Consider the following 14,536-nt stretch of genomic DNA (forward strand, 5'->3'; position numbering starts at 1 on the left):
AACGGCTACCGTAACACTACATAAATATTTCAACTAAAACCGTTAGAACCAGAAAAAAGAAAAGAAACCCTCCCAAGTTGGGTAAATTCCAGTCAATTTAATCATTTTTATCGAGTCAGTGTTAACACAAAAGTGATAAACTTACAACAAGAAACTTGCTTAAAAGTTGGAGATAAAGTGCAAATAATTGATAATCCGTAACTGATAACTGAAATATGGTCTTTTCTTTTCAATTACAAAAAAAATGCCCCCACAGTCAAGCTAGGGCTGGAACCTGGTCAACCCCTCACGGAATCGTAGAAACCCCCAGATTTATGCCTGTGGGAACCCTAGCAACAGTGAAAGGGTTAACCCCTGCACAACTGCAAACCACTGGCGCACAAATGGTTTTAGCCAACACCTATCACCTTCATTTACAACCAGGGGAAAAGATTGTCGAAGCAGCGGGAGGGCTGCATCGCTTTATGGGTTGGGATGGTCCAATTTTGACCGATTCCGGTGGCTTTCAAGTGTTTAGCCTCAGCGAAATGCGAAAAATTAGAGAAATCGGTGTTACTTTCCGTTCTCCTCGGGATGGTAGCATCATCGAGTTGACCCCTGAAAGATCCATCCATATCCAAAATGCTTTGGGTGCAGACGTGATCATGGCCTTTGATGAATGCCCCCCAGGAGACGCTGAATATGACGCTGTGGCGGCTGCAACGGATCGCACATATCGCTGGTTGGAAAGGTGCATTAAAGCCCATCGAAGACCCCAAGATCAGGCGTTATTTGGTATCGTTCAAGGGGGAACCTATCCTAAGTTGCGATCGGATGCTGTATCGGCTTTAGTTCCCCTAGATTTACCTGGATATGCTATCGGTGGGGTGAGTGTGGGGGAGGAACCTGCTTTGGTGCGCGATATCGTTAAATTTACCACTCCCTTGTTGCCGGAGTCCAAACCCCGTTATTTGATGGGGGTGGGAACCTACAAGGAAATGGTCATGGCGATCGCTTCTGGAATCGATTTATTTGACTGTGTCATTCCTACTCGTTTTGGTCGTCATGGGACAGCATTAGTAGCAGGAGAACGCTGGAACCTAAAAAATGCCCGATTTAGAGAGGATTTTAGTCCTTTAGACCCAGAATGCCCCTGTTACACCTGTAGGAACTTTTCTCGTGCTTATTTGAATCATTTGGTGCGATCGCAGGAAATGCTCGGTTACATTCTCTTATCTATACACAATGTAACGGAATTGGTGAGGTTTACTCAACGCATTCGCAAGGCTATTTTCGAGGGCAATTTTACCGAAAAGTTTGCTACTTGGTTAAAGGAAGATTCTCTTTAAAGTTTGTCTTTAATGGAGTTAAATATTCCTTCCGGTATAGCGTGATCTTCGGTGTAGATATTGTTGTATTTATGCTCGATTTTCTCCCAATCAATGGAAGAATTTGTGAGTATTTTTTCTTGAAAGATATCTATAACTTTGCCTGATAAGCCTTTTTCTAGACATTTTTTCATCATTAAGCGACTTTCATCGATCTCTCCAATACATTCAAAAGGTGTGTGTACGGATAATCCTAGCATTTCTTCAAAAGTAGGGATTAAGTCATCGTCGTTAAACAAGTTTTTCTGAAATACTTGGTCAACAAGTTTTGGTTCAAAAAAGGCCATCAAACCTAACCATACATAGGCACATTTAGGACATTTTTTACACCAAGGTTTTTGAATGTTGCAAGAATGGATTTTGGATAATACTTCTGGATAGCTACTTAAGTGATTAAAAATACGATAATCATAAATAGGTTGCAAAATACTAAAATATTTAAAGTTAGATAAAAGGTGGTCACGAATAAAGTTATTTAACAGGGTTTCTGCCGCTAAACTTTTTCCCCATTGATGGTTTACTTCTCTATGGATTTCTTCCCAAAATAAGTTACCTGTATTAGCACTTTTTTCGTGAGCAAGGCATAGGTAATGATAACCTTTATCTAACATTAAAATCAAGGATTCAAAAATGGAAACGGGAGTTTCGGGAGCAATAATTCCTGAGTTTTGGGGGAAGTATAAATCAAAGAATGGGAAGTCAACAAAGTCATCATAAATCGAGATTTTGTGTTGTTCTATAGGAGAAGCATAGTCTAAAACTTGGCTGATTAAATTGTGTTGTAAATCTGCTTTTCCATAAACACTATGAGAGTATTGCATCGAGGCGAAAGAAAGTTTACTTTCTTCTAATAGTTTCATGGCAACAATGCTGTCTTTTCCCCCTCCACAACCAGCTAAAATAGTATCATTATTTCCTAAAATTTTCCCTAGTTGGCTAACTCCTAACTTTTCTGATCCAATAATCTCTGGTTGTTGGTAATCTGTTACATTATTTTCGTACCAATGTTGCCCAAAAACCCCTTGATATATATCGACAAATAAGTCTAAAACTGCTTTTTCTATATATTCAGCTATGGCAGAAATATCATAATATCTGGGAAATAGAGAGCATAATTTCATCCCTTCAAATAGGGAGATATGAGCAACAATTCGATTAACTAATGGTTGAGAGTATTTATTAATTAATCTAGAAAAAGATACCTCATGATAAAAAATCTTGGTAGAAAATGAAAAATTATCGGCACTATAACTAATATCTAGATGATGTTCATGAATAGTAAAACCATCTATTTTTATGATCTGAATGTTCATTATTTTTGTCTTATTTATCTGGTTAAATTACCATCCCCAAGTTCCTGGACCCCCTTTAAATGGACCAACAATATCTTTAGTAATCCATCCCCCATAAAAATCTCCTGACTGGGGTGTTGCTAACTCATCATTAACATAACAAGCATCCATTAAAGCAGGGATAAAAGCGTAGTAAGTTTGAATGGAAACAAAGTCAGGTGTGGGTTGAAAATACCGCCAAGATCCGTATTGAATATATTTATCTTCTATCTTAATATCATAATAAAGATAACGTCCTTTCCATTCACAAGCAATTTGTCTAGAAGTTTCAGTAAAATATTCTAATTTGACATCTTCTGGCGGAAAATAATAGGTAGGAGGATGACTGGTTTCTAAGACCCTTTTTCCCTTGCTGGTTTCTGCTAAAATAATACCATTACAAATTACTTTAAGATGTTTATCAGTATCTTGTAAAATAGCAGGACGAGGATAGTCCCAAACAGATTCTTGACCGGGTTGTGGTGGGATAGGAGTTGGTCGCATAAGTTAATTTATAGTGAATAGGTAATGATGGTTAGTTTTTATTCTACTTTATTATACAAGAATAATTGATCTAATGTTAAGTCCTAGGCGATCGCTAAAAAACTAATTTTTAGTAGGCAACCAATCGTCGTCTAAAACCTGCTCTAAGTTAGCTATAGAAATTTCTGGGAAAACATTAGAAGAAACCTCCATTTTTCGGCTAGTAATTTTAACAGCATCTCCATAAGCTTTGTCAATAATTTCCCTTAAATAAGGTTTGAGACTAGGACTATCTTCTAATAAGTCTTTGATTTGAACTCGAAAATTTTGAATTTCACCTTTCCATCCTGCTTGATTGTATTCTATTTCTGAGTCCCAATAAGCCAACTTTAAAAAATGCTCAAATAAACGGGTTAATAGACTTTTTAACGCACGTTTATCACTTCTGGTCATTCCCTCAATTTCCTCTAATAAATTTCCCCAATCTATCTCAGAGTAACGACAATTACGAAGTTGTTCCAAAGTAGTTTCTAACCACAGTTGATAATCTTGCTCGTACAATTGATGACTTGGTGATGTTTTTGGTTGTATCATCTTTTCTCCTTTCTATTACTAATCAAATATATTCTTTTTATCATAATAGCAAATTTTGATCTATAGCATTTCTCATACTTCTGAGATACAGAGGTTATCACTTTGAGGCAGGAGGAAGGGGGCAGGAGGCAGCACTTGAGGTGTACCTCATGAGTCCGAAAAAGCTATATTAAAGCCTAGTTTATAGACATTAAACTTTTTAAACATATTCTACACAAAAATGTTTAGCAAAGGAATCAATAACTCTTGTTTGTATTTCTTCTAAGCTTATTTCAGGGATAAATTGCTGTAAACTTCCCACAGATTTATCTTTAATACCACAAGGAATAATATGCTGAAAACCTTGTAAATCGGGACAAACATTAATAGAAAATCCGTGCATAGTAATCCAACGTTTAACTTTGATTCCAATGGCAGCTACCTTACAATTATTAACCCAAACCCCTGTTAAACCTGGTATTCTTTCCCCTGGCAACTGATAATAGTTTAAAACTTCGATAATTACCTCTTCAATTTGTCTTAAATACCAGTGTAAATCCCTTTGATAGTAACGTAAATTAAGAATAGGATAACCTACTAATTGACCTGGACAATGATAGGTAACTTCTCCACCCCTTTCTGTACGATAAACTGGAACCACACTCTGTTTGGGGTCAAATTTGATAAACTGTGTATTAGAGCCTGTGCCTAAAGTGTAAACAGGGGGATGTTCTAATAATATTAGGGTGTCTTCCAAGAGAGGATTCTCTATTCTTTGTTTCACCAGCGATCGCTGCATTTCCCAAGCAGCTTCGTAAGAAATCATCCCTAAATTTTTTAGTTTACATCGTCTAGGTTGCAATGAGGTTGAAGTTGACATAACTATTAACAAAGTTGTGAGACTAATTGTTTAAGAAATATAAAGAGATGCAAAGGAACATAAAAAGAAAACAAAGACCTATGTTGAGAAGAATACCAAGTGCTATTCTATAAGTATACAAAGTTTATGTCGGAGAAAGGAATTGAAAGAAACGCCACCAAAAAGAGGTTTCTCTCTCGAATTTTTTCCCTAGTTAACCTAACTAAACAAATTCCTCATGGTAAAAATTGGGAACTGATGTCAGGAAGAGGAGGAAAAACATTTAAGCTAGTATTAAACTCTCCCCCTCATACCATCAGAACATATCAATCTAGGGGAAATTAAGCAATCGATTAAACCCGATTAGGAGAGTTGAAAAGAGGTCAAAGTATTTATGAATCAACGCAGATATCCTACCACATTGTTATTGAATTAATAGAATGATAAAAATCGGTAGATTTTGTCTAAAAGAATTGAAATTATCCCCAGTTTTCGCTTTTAATTCTACAACAATGAAACAAGAAATGGAGTATTGAGTATGAAGCTTTTAATTCAAGGCAATAATGTTGATGTAACCGAATCAATTAATGATTACGTCACACAAAAACTAGAAAAAGCAGTGAAACATTATCAAACTTTAACGACGAAAGTTGATGTTCACTTATCCGTTGCTAAAAACGCCCGTATTACTGATAAGCATAAAGCAGAAGTCACCGTTTATGCTAACGGTACTGTAATTCGCGCACAAGAAGGCAGCGAAAATCTCTATGCAAGTATTGATTTAGTTTCCGATAAAATTGCCCGTCAGCTTCGTAAGTATAAAGAGAAAATTAATAATCATAAACCTGAATCTTCTGTCAAGATACCAGAAGTTTTGCCAGAACAAGAAGTATCAGGGGATTTAATTGGCGATCGCGAGGCTGAATTACCCCCAGAAGTGATTCGCATGAAATATTTTGCTATGCCGGCAATGTCTATTGAAGAAGCAAAACATCAATTAGAATTAGTAGACCATGATTTCTATATGTTTCTTAACCAAGAAACAGAAGAAATTAATGTTATTTATATGAGAAATCATGGTGGTTTTGGTGTTATTCAACCCCGTGAACCTAACGAGAATGATCACATAAGTGCTTAATTAATTAGAGAATCTCTAGATAATCTACAATCAATATTTTGGGGGAATAAATTATTTTGTTCCTCTTTTTTTGCTATTTACCTTGAAATATTAATCATTGATTCTCGAAAATGTTAAGATATATTATGAACCGTATTATTACGCTAATTATATGAGTGAACAACCATTACGTATTTGCATTGTCGGAGGAGGGTTTGGAGGATTATACACCGCTTTACGTCTCACCCAGTTTACTTGGGAAGAGGAGCAAACCCCTGAAGTTATCTTAATCGATAAAAGCGATCGCTTCTTATTTACTCCTCTTCTCTATGAATTAATTACTGAAGAGATGCAAACTTGGGAAATAGCTCCCCCTTATGAGGAACTTTTAGCAGATACCTCCATTCGCTTTCATCAGGGTTGTGTGACTGGGATTGATACGGAAAATCAACAACTACAATTAGACAATCATAATAGCCTACATTACGATCGTTTAGTGTTAGCAATGGGAGGAAAAACTCCTTTAGACGATTTCAGTGGAGTCAAAGATTATGCCATTCCTTTTCGTACCATAGAAGACGCTTATCGTATTAAAGAAAGATTGCGATTGTTAGAAGAAAAAGAAGCAGAAAAAATACGTATTGCTATCGTCGGTGGTGGATATAGCGGTGTAGAATTAGCTTGTAAATTAGCAGATCGTTTGGGGAATGGGGGACGAATTAGATTAGTGGAAAGGGGAGAAAAAATACTCAAAAATTCCCCCGAATTTAACCGAGAAGTTGCTGAAAATGCTCTAGAATCTAGAAAGGTTTTCATCGATCTTGAAACAGAAGTAACCCAAGTTGGTTCTGATAGTATTTCTCTATCTTATAAAGGAAAAATTGATACTATTCCTGTCGACTTGGTACTGTGGACTGTGGGAACAAAAGTTATAGATATGATCGAAAATTTGTCCCTGGAAAAAACTACCAAAGGACTGTTAAAAATAACACCTGAATTACAAGTTATTGAGCATCCTGAAATTTTCGCCATTGGTGATTTAGCCGCTTGTTACGACGAATCGGAGCAGTTAATTCCTGCAACAGCGCAAACAGCTTTTCAACAAGCTGATTATTGTGCTTGGAATATTTGGGCTTCTATTACCTCTCGTCCACTGTTACCTTTTGCTTATCAACCTTTAGGAGAAATGATGGCACTGGGAATAGATAATGCCACTTTATCAGGGTTAGGAATTAATCTAGATGGTTCTCTAGGTTACATTGCCAGAAGATTAATTTATTTGTATCGTTTGCCAACTCTTAAGCATCAAATAAATGTAGGAATTAATTGGATAACAAAACCATTAACGGAATTATTTTTATAACTGTCAAATAGTCCAGCAATGATAGAGGCTTTATGAAACAACCAAAAGTAATTTTTTTAGATGCTGTTGGCACCCTATTTGGTGTTAAGGGAAGCGTGGGAGAAGTGTATAGTTATCTAGCTTCTCAGGTTGGGGTAAATTGCGATGCTTCTCTTCTAGAAACATTGTTTTATCAACAATTTAAAAAAGCACCACCCCTAGCTTTCCCAAAGGTGGACGTAATGGAGGTTTCAGACTTAGAATATCAGTGGTGGTATCAGGTTGCTTATGATACCTATAAGGAAGCAAAAGTCATAGATAAATTTCGTGATTTCGATAGCTTTTTTCAGCAACTTTATGATTACTTTGCCTCCCCTCATCCTTGGTTTCTTTATGACGATGTTTTTCCTGCTTTGCAATATTGGCAAAAACAAAGCATAGCATTAGGAATTATCTCAAATTTTGACAGCAGAATTTATGAGGTACTGGATATTTTTGGTTTAACTAGCTTTTTTCAGACTATTACTATTTCCTCCACTACCGGAATAGCAAAACCAAACTCTGACATATTTATTGAAGCTCTAGAAAAGCACAATTGTCAACCTGAAGAAACTTGGCATATTGGGGATAGTAAAAAAGAAGATTATCAGGGAGCAAAATCTGCTGGTATCAACGCTTTTTTATTACAAAGAAATGAGAAAATAGATAGATCAGATTATACAATTATTGATTCGATGGAAAGGTTAATTAGTAATTAAACAAATAAGATGAAAAAACTGTTACTTACAGGGGCGAGTGGATTTCTAGGTTATAATATTTGTCGTTACACTCAAGCAAACTGGGAGATTTATGGCACTTATTACACACATAAAGTAAACATAGATAACGTTACTTTATTTAAAGTTGATATTACGGATATTGAAGCATTACAGAAAATATTTCAGCAAATAAAACCCGATGCAGTGCTTCATCTAGCTGCAGCGTCGAAACCTAATTACTGTCAAAATAATCCAGAAACTGCTTACAAAATCAATGTTACTGCTTCTATAAATATTGCTAAATTATGTGCTGATAGGGATCTTCCCTGTGTTTTTACGTCTACTGATTTAGTTTTCAATGGTTTAGATTCTCCTTATAAAGAGAGTGATCCCGTTTCTCCTATTAGCTATTATGGAGAACAAAAAGTGGAAGCAGAACAGAAAATGTTAGCTATTTATCCCAAAACTGTTATCTGTAGAATGCCATTAATGTTTGGTCTTCCTTCTCCCTTTGCAGCTAGTTTTATTCAGTTCTTTTTAACTACCTTTAGGCAGGGAAAAAAATTAAGTTTATTTACAGATGAATATCGAACCCCTGTTAGTGCTTTAATCGCAACTGAAGGGTTATTATTAGCACTAGAAAAAGGGGAAGGAGAGATAATACATTTAGGAGGAAAACAGAGAATTTCTCGCTATGAATTTGGGAATTTAATGGCAGAAATATTTGATTTTTCTCAAGATTTAATTACTCCTTGTTTACAGAAAGACGTACCAATGGCTGCCCCGCGATCGCCAGATACTTCTTTAGATAGTTCAAAAGCGTCTAGATTAGGTTATCAACCCTTATCTTTAAGAGAACAATTACAACAATTAAAAGATAATGACCTGATTAATTCTGATAACCACCATTAAGAAACCAATAAAGAAACTTGTTTAATTCCTACTCATTGATAGTCACTTATCAAGGTTTTAAAATAGCTATAGTTCTTTTAGATATAAGAGTTTTTACTTTTTTCATACACAACCCTTAGTTACTTTCAACTTTGTTGTAATCTTATTAGCTAAAATCCTTAATTAATTCTTTTTAATGTTAATATTCTGGTAGTATGTAATAAGCTAGTTATGATTTATAAAAATTATGTACTTATTAATTCCAGCAGCAGGAATGGGGAAAAGAATGGGAAGCGATCGCAATAAACTACTACTCACTCTTTTAGATAAACCCCTATTAAGTTGGACGTTGATAGCTGCACAAGCATCCCAAGAAATAAATTGGATTGGTATTATTGGGCAACCTTATGATTTTCCCGAATTTAAGAACATCTTAGAGTCTATTTCCATTAATAAAACAGTTCAATTAATTCAAGGAGGAGAAACTCGTCAGGAGTCTGTTTATAATGGTTTACAAGCATTACCAGAAGCTGCGAAAAACGTCCTAATTCACGATGGTGCAAGGTGTTTAGTAACTCCCAGTTTATTCGATAGATGTGCTAGAGAACTTTTAACCTGTAAAGGACTAATTGCTGCTATTCCCGTTAAAGATACTATCAAAATTGTTGATGGAGATCAATTTATTCAAGATACTCCTAACCGTTCTAATTTATGGGCTGCACAAACCCCCCAAGGATTTGATCTCAATCTATTAAGAGAATGCCACGAAAAGGGTTACAGAATGGGTTGGCATGTAACCGATGATGCCGCTTTATTTGAGAAATGTCAATTACCAGTCAAAATTGTGGAAGGGGAAGAAACTAATTTAAAAGTAACTACTCCTGTGGATTTAGCTATCTCTGAGTTTATTTTAAAACAGAGACTAGCACAATAAAATTTTTATAAAAATTATCATCAATTTTTAATCAAGTTAGTCACACTTTATTATTAATAAAATCAAAAACTATGACTACCAAAAGTGAGCATTTTTTTCCTCAAGTATCTGTGATAGTTCCTATTTATAATGGGCAGGAAGATTTACCCGAGTTAATCAATTGCCTACGAAATCAAACCTATCCAAAGGATAGAGTTGAATACTTATTAGTAAATAATAATAGTCAAGACAATACCTCTACAATTCTCAGTAAAGCAATCCTTGAAGCCGAAAAAGTAGGGATTAGGCTACAAGAATTAAACGAGAACAAGATTCAAAGTTCTTATGCCGCTCGTAACCAAGGAATTCGTCAAGCAACAGGAGAAATTTTAGCATTTACCGATGCTGATTGTCGGCCATTAGATCACTGGCTCGAAGATTTAGTTAAGCCATTTATTGATGAAAAAATAGGCATTGTTGTAGGAGAAATTGAAGCATTACCTGGAAATAGTTTTTTAGAAAAATATGCTGAAAAAAATAATATATTATCTCAAAAATTTCTACTAGAACATCCCTTTTTACCCTACGGACAAACAGCAAACTTAGGAATTAGAAGCATAATTTTTAAGGAAATTGGTTTATTCCGTCCCTATTTAACCACAGGAGGAGACGCAGATATTTGCTGGAGAATTCAGCAACAAACAAACTACAAATTAACCTTTTCACCTACTGCTATTATTCGTCATCGCCATCGTTCCAACTTCAAAGAACTAAGAAGTCAATGGCAAAGGTATGGTCGTTCTAATCTTTACCTACACGAATTGTATAATGTAGATTTGATGCGAGATTTCACTACAAAAGAAGCAATTTATCGCTTGGGACGTTGGATATTAAAAGAAATACCCATCAATAGCATTAAAATACTCCAAGGGAAAAGAAACATGATTGACTTGATAAAAATGCCCATCGATTTACACAATTTTTACCATAGAAGTCAAGGACAAAAAACAGCAAAATTATCAGAAAAAGCCCAACAAATTGATTGGTTATAATCAATTATAAAAATAAAGATGACAAAATTACCCCTACAATGAGACAATATAAACGACCAAATTATGAAAAATCTATGTTTAAGTCCCAAAGAATCTTTATCCTTACATTAATAAGTTTAACCTTAATTAGTTGCTCCGTAGGTGTAAGCGGTTTGCAAAGCTATGTGGATGCTGGTGATGGTTATCAATTTCTTTATCCTAGCGGTTGGGTTGGGGTAGATGTTAAACAATCTTCTCAAGGAGTTGATGTAATTTTTAGAGACTTGATCGAAGAGAGTGAGAACTTAACCGTCATTATCAGCGATGTAGATAAAGAAAAAACCTTAACCTCTTTAGGAACTCCAACAGAAGTAGGTTATTACCTATTAAAACAGATGAATAATAAAGCAGAAAATGGTCGTACGGTAGACTTGATTGATGCTGAATCTCGGGAAGTAGAAGGCAAAACTTACTATAATTTAGAATACGAAGTGACTTTACCAAATCAAACAAAACGACATAATCTTGCAAGCATTGCTGTAAGTCGTGGTAAACTTTTTACTTTTAATTTATCCACACTACAAAATCGTTGGTCTAAAGTTGAAAATTTGTTTAAAACTACGGTTAATTCTTTTTCAGTATATTAAGTTTTCTCTATTATAAACACTAGTAAATTAGGGATGTTGTTAGAGTAAGAATTTAGCTTTGATTAGCGTCTTATCTAAGATAATCAATGTAAAAAAAAAACAAGTATAGCAACATCTTTTCTGTTTGTTTGAGTCAATTTAAAACAGCATACAAATGAAAAATTCTCCTCCTTTTGTACTTGCGTCTGCTTCCTCTGCCCGTCTTAAACTTCTTAAAAGTGTAGGAATCAATCCAATTGTTTGTTCTAGCAATTTTGATGAATCTCAAATAACAGAAACCAATCCTCTTAAATTGGTTCAAATCCTAGCACAATGCAAAGCAGAAATAGTGGCTCAACAATACGAAAATTCTTTAGTATTAGGTTGTGATTCTGTTTTAGCTATCGATGGTCAAATTCATGGAAAACCCAACTCCCAAGCAGAAGCGATCGCTCGTTGGCAAACTATGAGAAATAACTATGGTACACTCTACACAGGTCATGCACTTTTAGACGGAAAGCAACAAAAAACTTTAATATCTTGTGGTATTACAAAAGTCTACTTTGCTAATATCGATGACCAAACCATTAAAGATTATGTAAAAACAGGAGAACCTCTAAAATGTGCTGGAAGTTTTGCCCTAGAAGGAAAAGGCAGTTTATTTATTGAAAAAATAGAAGGATGTCATAGTAATGTTATTGGTTTAAGCTTACCTTTGTTGAGAGAAATGTTGCAAAAGTTGGACTATTCTATTCAAACTTTTTGGTAAGTTAATTCAATCCATCTAACTTCGACATAAAACATAGTATAATTTAATTAGTAAGTAATTAATTCACTAAATTTATAGCCTCATTAACATGACCATTGATACTAATCTTTCTGCAGAAAAATATCAACAGAAAATGCAAAGACGGAAAGAAATTCAAGAAAAACGTCTTGCAGAAGCATCCAAAGAAAAAGGTCTTATTATCGTTAACACAGGTAACGGAAAGGGAAAAACAACTGCAGCTTTAGGAATGGTCGTCCGTTCTCTGGGACATGGATTTAAAGTTGCTATTATTCAGTTTATCAAAGGAGCTTGGGAACCGGCAGAGAAAGCTGTTTTGAGTCAATGGGAAAGTCAACTAGACTTTCTGGCAATGGGAGAGGGTTTCACCTGGGAAACTCAAGATCGAGACAGGGATATTTTAAAAGCAGAACAAGCTTGGGAAACGGCCATTTCTTTTATCAATAACCTTGATTATCAATTAGTGTTACTCGATGAAATTAATGTTGCATTAAAATTAGGATATCTATCAGCAGAAAACGTAGTTAAAGCTCTTGAAAATAAACCAGAACAGACCCATGTTATTCTTACAGGTAGAGGTGCGCCAACAAAACTACTAGAAATCGCCGATCTTGTCACAGAAATGAAATTAATTAAGCACCCCTTCAAAGAGCAAGGTGTCAAAGCGCAACCTGGTATTGAATTTTAAAAACTTGATTTAGTTCAAAAAATAAGCTACAATGGTCAATTGTGAAGTTTTGCAAAAGCCATGAATGTACAAGAGATCATCAAAGATATAGAGTCAGAATATTTGAAGAAAGACTTACCAACGATCCATGTTGGAGACACCGTCAAAGTCGGGGTACGCATTCGAGAAGGCGGCAAAGAGAGGGTTCAACCATACGAAGGAACCGTTATTGCTATGCGTAACGGTGGAATCAATGAAACCATCACTGTGCGTAAGATTTTCCAAGGGGTAGGAGTAGAAAGGGTTTTCCTTTTGCATTCTCCTCGAGTCGCCAACATCAAGATAGTTCGTCGTGGTAAAGTACGTAGAGCAAAGCTTTATTACCTGCGTAACCGCGTTGGGAAAGCTACTAGAATTCGTCAGCGTTTTGATCGTTCTCTTTAAAATAGTTTTAAAAGTAGCGCAAGTTACCTACAAAAAAGTATTAAACTGCGCTATAATGTAGAAATGGGCATACATAGATTTCAACTATGTATTCTATCGTGCGCTCTTAGTTCAGTTGGTAGAACGCAGGTCTCCAAAACCTGATGTCGGGGGTTCAAGTCCTCCAGGGCGTGTTAAGAATATAGATTTGGTAAGATAAAATAGCTGTCAGCTTTAGTAGTGCTAATTTACCAAATTTTCTTATATCAAACTCAGGTAGCTTGTTAATTTCTGCATTTTTTGAGCTATCATAAAAGCGTGATTTTATGAAAAAAAGTCATGAAAATTCTAGTGATCAACGCAGGGTCGAGCAGTCAAAAAACCTGCCTCTATAGTATAGAAGAAAACACCCTACCAAAACATCCACCAAAACCTCTATGGACAGCCGATATTGATTGGACTGTGGCTAAAAACCGAGGGTTACTAACAGTAAAAGCCAATGATATTAAACAAGAAATAAATTTAGATATTGCCGATAAATCACAAGCAATTCCTACAATACTTGATACTTTATTGACAGGAGAAACGAAAGTAATTGAGCAACTAAATGATATCGACGTAGTAGGACATAGAGTAGTTCACGGAGGAACAACATATACCGAAGCTACCAAAATAACCCCAGAAGTTAAAGCTAAAATTGCCGAACTAATACCCCTCGCCCCCAATCATAACCCAGCCCATCTTCAAGGTATAGAAGCAATAGAAAAAGCCCTCAAAAATGTACCTCAAGTAGCAGTATTTGACACCGCTTTCCATCAAACCATTCCCTTAGAAAATGCAGCCTATCCCTTACCTTTTACATGGGTAGAAAAAGGAATCCGTCGTTACGGATTTCATGGGATTAGCCACCAATATTGCGCCAAACGCACAGCAGAAATACTAAATCAACCCTTATCTTCTCTAAAATTAATCAATTGTCATCTCGGTAACGGTTGCTCATTAACAGCGATAAAAGACGGCAAAAGTTTAGACACAACTATGGGATTTACTCCCCTAGAAGGATTGATGATGGGAACCCGTAGTGGTTCTATAGATCCAGCTATTTTACTGTATTTAATACGAGAATATTCTCTAGATCCCGATGAACTAAATACCTTACTAAACAAAGAATCAGGGCTAAAAGGAGTTTCAGGAATTTCAGCCGATGTTCGCGCCATATTACAAGGCATTAAAGAAAATAATTTTCGTGCGAAATTAGCCCTAGATATGTACATCCATCGTTTGCGATCGCAAATTGGTTCCATGTTAGCCGTCTTAGCTAACCGCCGAGAAGCCCCGCACTATAAACGAGGGGGATTTATCAAACCG

General features: G+C 35.7%; 16 protein-coding genes and 1 tRNA gene. 13 read left to right on the plus strand and 4 right to left on the minus strand.

All coding sequences use genetic code 11. The annotated features are described in order from the left end of the window. Positions 1-215 precede the first annotated feature (215 nt). Entirely contained in the window at positions 216-1,328 is a 1,113-nt protein-coding gene (tgt, locus tag P9B04_RS03050; RefSeq protein ID WP_342053526.1) for a tRNA guanosine(34) transglycosylase Tgt, read from the plus strand. Here the strand turns inward: tgt and P9B04_RS03055 are convergent. The 4 genes from P9B04_RS03055 to lipB form a co-directional block, all read right to left on the minus strand. Further along, positions 1,325-2,680 (minus strand): hypothetical protein, encoded by a 1,356-nt coding sequence (locus tag P9B04_RS03055; protein WP_342053527.1) that lies wholly within the window; start codon positions 2,678-2,680, stop codon positions 1,325-1,327. The two genes, tgt and P9B04_RS03055, sit on opposite strands and share 4 nt — an antisense overlap. A 27-nt stretch (positions 2,681-2,707) precedes the next feature. Beyond that, the gene (locus tag P9B04_RS03060) at positions 2,708-3,202 is read right to left on the minus strand and encodes a DUF427 domain-containing protein (protein ID WP_342053528.1); all 495 of its coding nucleotides are present in this window, start codon (positions 3,200-3,202) and stop codon (positions 2,708-2,710) included. A 102-nt stretch (positions 3,203-3,304) separates the two neighbouring features. Then, positions 3,305-3,775, minus strand: a complete 471-nt coding sequence (locus tag P9B04_RS03065) for a DUF29 domain-containing protein (protein ID WP_342053529.1) — start codon at positions 3,773-3,775, stop codon at positions 3,305-3,307. Between the two features lie 199 nt (positions 3,776-3,974). Continuing rightward, a complete protein-coding gene (gene lipB, locus P9B04_RS03070) occupies positions 3,975-4,634 on the minus strand; it encodes a lipoyl(octanoyl) transferase LipB (RefSeq protein WP_342053530.1) in 660 nt (219 codons plus the stop codon). Between the two features lie 517 nt (positions 4,635-5,151). Here lipB and hpf point away from each other — a divergent pair. The 12 genes from hpf to P9B04_RS03130 all read left to right on the plus strand — a co-directional run. After that, complete coding sequence (gene hpf, locus P9B04_RS03075; RefSeq protein WP_342053531.1) at positions 5,152-5,751, plus strand: ribosome hibernation-promoting factor, HPF/YfiA family; 600 nt, start codon at positions 5,152-5,154, stop codon at positions 5,749-5,751. Positions 5,752-5,902: 151 nt separating this feature from the next. Continuing rightward, positions 5,903-7,093: an NAD(P)/FAD-dependent oxidoreductase gene (locus tag P9B04_RS03080; RefSeq protein ID WP_342053532.1), complete on the plus strand. Its 1,191-nt coding sequence runs from the start codon at positions 5,903-5,905 to the stop codon at positions 7,091-7,093. A gap of 32 nt (positions 7,094-7,125) precedes the next feature. Further along, positions 7,126-7,830 carry an HAD-IA family hydrolase gene (locus P9B04_RS03085; RefSeq protein ID WP_342053533.1) on the plus strand — a complete coding sequence of 235 codons (705 nt, stop codon included), beginning with the start codon at positions 7,126-7,128 and terminating at the stop codon, positions 7,828-7,830. A gap of 9 nt (positions 7,831-7,839) precedes the next feature. Beyond that, positions 7,840-8,742 carry an SDR family oxidoreductase gene (locus P9B04_RS03090; RefSeq protein WP_342053534.1) on the plus strand — a complete coding sequence of 301 codons (903 nt, stop codon included), beginning with the start codon at positions 7,840-7,842 and terminating at the stop codon, positions 8,740-8,742. Between the two features lie 226 nt (positions 8,743-8,968). Continuing rightward, complete coding sequence (ispD, locus tag P9B04_RS03095) at positions 8,969-9,655, plus strand: 2-C-methyl-D-erythritol 4-phosphate cytidylyltransferase (RefSeq protein ID WP_342053535.1); 687 nt, start codon at positions 8,969-8,971, stop codon at positions 9,653-9,655. 71 nt (positions 9,656-9,726) lie between these two features. Beyond that, positions 9,727-10,686: a glycosyltransferase gene (locus P9B04_RS03100; protein WP_342053536.1), complete on the plus strand. Its 960-nt coding sequence runs from the start codon at positions 9,727-9,729 to the stop codon at positions 10,684-10,686. Positions 10,687-10,760: 74 nt separating this feature from the next. Next, the gene (gene psbP / locus P9B04_RS03105; RefSeq protein WP_342053537.1) at positions 10,761-11,312 is read left to right on the plus strand and encodes a photosystem II reaction center PsbP; all 552 of its coding nucleotides are present in this window, start codon (positions 10,761-10,763) and stop codon (positions 11,310-11,312) included. 154 nt (positions 11,313-11,466) lie between these two features. Further along, entirely contained in the window at positions 11,467-12,060 is a 594-nt protein-coding gene (locus tag P9B04_RS03110; protein ID WP_342053538.1) for a Maf family protein, read from the plus strand. 88 nt (positions 12,061-12,148) lie between these two features. Continuing rightward, the gene (cobO, locus tag P9B04_RS03115; RefSeq protein ID WP_342053539.1) at positions 12,149-12,766 is read left to right on the plus strand and encodes a cob(I)yrinic acid a,c-diamide adenosyltransferase; all 618 of its coding nucleotides are present in this window, start codon (positions 12,149-12,151) and stop codon (positions 12,764-12,766) included. Between the two features lie 60 nt (positions 12,767-12,826). Further along, positions 12,827-13,189, plus strand: a complete 363-nt coding sequence (gene rplS, locus P9B04_RS03120) for a 50S ribosomal protein L19 (protein ID WP_342053540.1) — start codon at positions 12,827-12,829, stop codon at positions 13,187-13,189. A gap of 100 nt (positions 13,190-13,289) precedes the next feature. Next, positions 13,290-13,362 (plus strand) — tRNA-Trp (locus P9B04_RS03125). 145 nt (positions 13,363-13,507) lie between these two features. Continuing rightward, positions 13,508-14,536: acetate kinase (locus tag P9B04_RS03130; protein WP_342053541.1), on the plus strand; the 1,029-nt coding region annotated here is incomplete at its 3' end.

It is taken from the genome of Crocosphaera sp. Alani8, assembly GCF_038442745.1.
GTDB lineage: Bacteria > Cyanobacteriota > Cyanobacteriia > Cyanobacteriales > Microcystaceae > Crocosphaera.

Bases quoted from the DNA above. Each gene is read 5' to 3' on its own strand.
- tgt (WP_342053526.1), top strand. From the start codon at position 216: ATGGTCTTTTCTTTTCAATTACAAAAAAAATGCCCCCACAGTCAAGCT.
- P9B04_RS03055 (WP_342053527.1), bottom strand. From the start codon at position 2,680: ATGAACATTCAGATCATAAAAATAGATGGTTTTACTATTCATGAACAT.
- P9B04_RS03060 (WP_342053528.1), bottom strand. From the start codon at position 3,202: ATGCGACCAACTCCTATCCCACCACAACCCGGTCAAGAATCTGTTTGG.
- P9B04_RS03065 (WP_342053529.1), bottom strand. From the start codon at position 3,775: ATGATACAACCAAAAACATCACCAAGTCATCAATTGTACGAGCAAGAT.
- lipB (WP_342053530.1), bottom strand. From the start codon at position 4,634: ATGTCAACTTCAACCTCATTGCAACCTAGACGATGTAAACTAAAAAAT.
- hpf (WP_342053531.1), top strand. From the start codon at position 5,152: ATGAAGCTTTTAATTCAAGGCAATAATGTTGATGTAACCGAATCAATT.
- P9B04_RS03080 (WP_342053532.1), top strand. From the start codon at position 5,903: ATGAGTGAACAACCATTACGTATTTGCATTGTCGGAGGAGGGTTTGGA.
- P9B04_RS03085 (WP_342053533.1), top strand. From the start codon at position 7,126: ATGAAACAACCAAAAGTAATTTTTTTAGATGCTGTTGGCACCCTATTT.
- P9B04_RS03090 (WP_342053534.1), top strand. From the start codon at position 7,840: ATGAAAAAACTGTTACTTACAGGGGCGAGTGGATTTCTAGGTTATAAT.
- ispD (WP_342053535.1), top strand. From the start codon at position 8,969: ATGTACTTATTAATTCCAGCAGCAGGAATGGGGAAAAGAATGGGAAGC.
- P9B04_RS03100 (WP_342053536.1), top strand. From the start codon at position 9,727: ATGACTACCAAAAGTGAGCATTTTTTTCCTCAAGTATCTGTGATAGTT.
- psbP (WP_342053537.1), top strand. From the start codon at position 10,761: ATGTTTAAGTCCCAAAGAATCTTTATCCTTACATTAATAAGTTTAACC.
- P9B04_RS03110 (WP_342053538.1), top strand. From the start codon at position 11,467: ATGAAAAATTCTCCTCCTTTTGTACTTGCGTCTGCTTCCTCTGCCCGT.
- cobO (WP_342053539.1), top strand. From the start codon at position 12,149: ATGACCATTGATACTAATCTTTCTGCAGAAAAATATCAACAGAAAATG.
- rplS (WP_342053540.1), top strand. From the start codon at position 12,827: ATGAATGTACAAGAGATCATCAAAGATATAGAGTCAGAATATTTGAAG.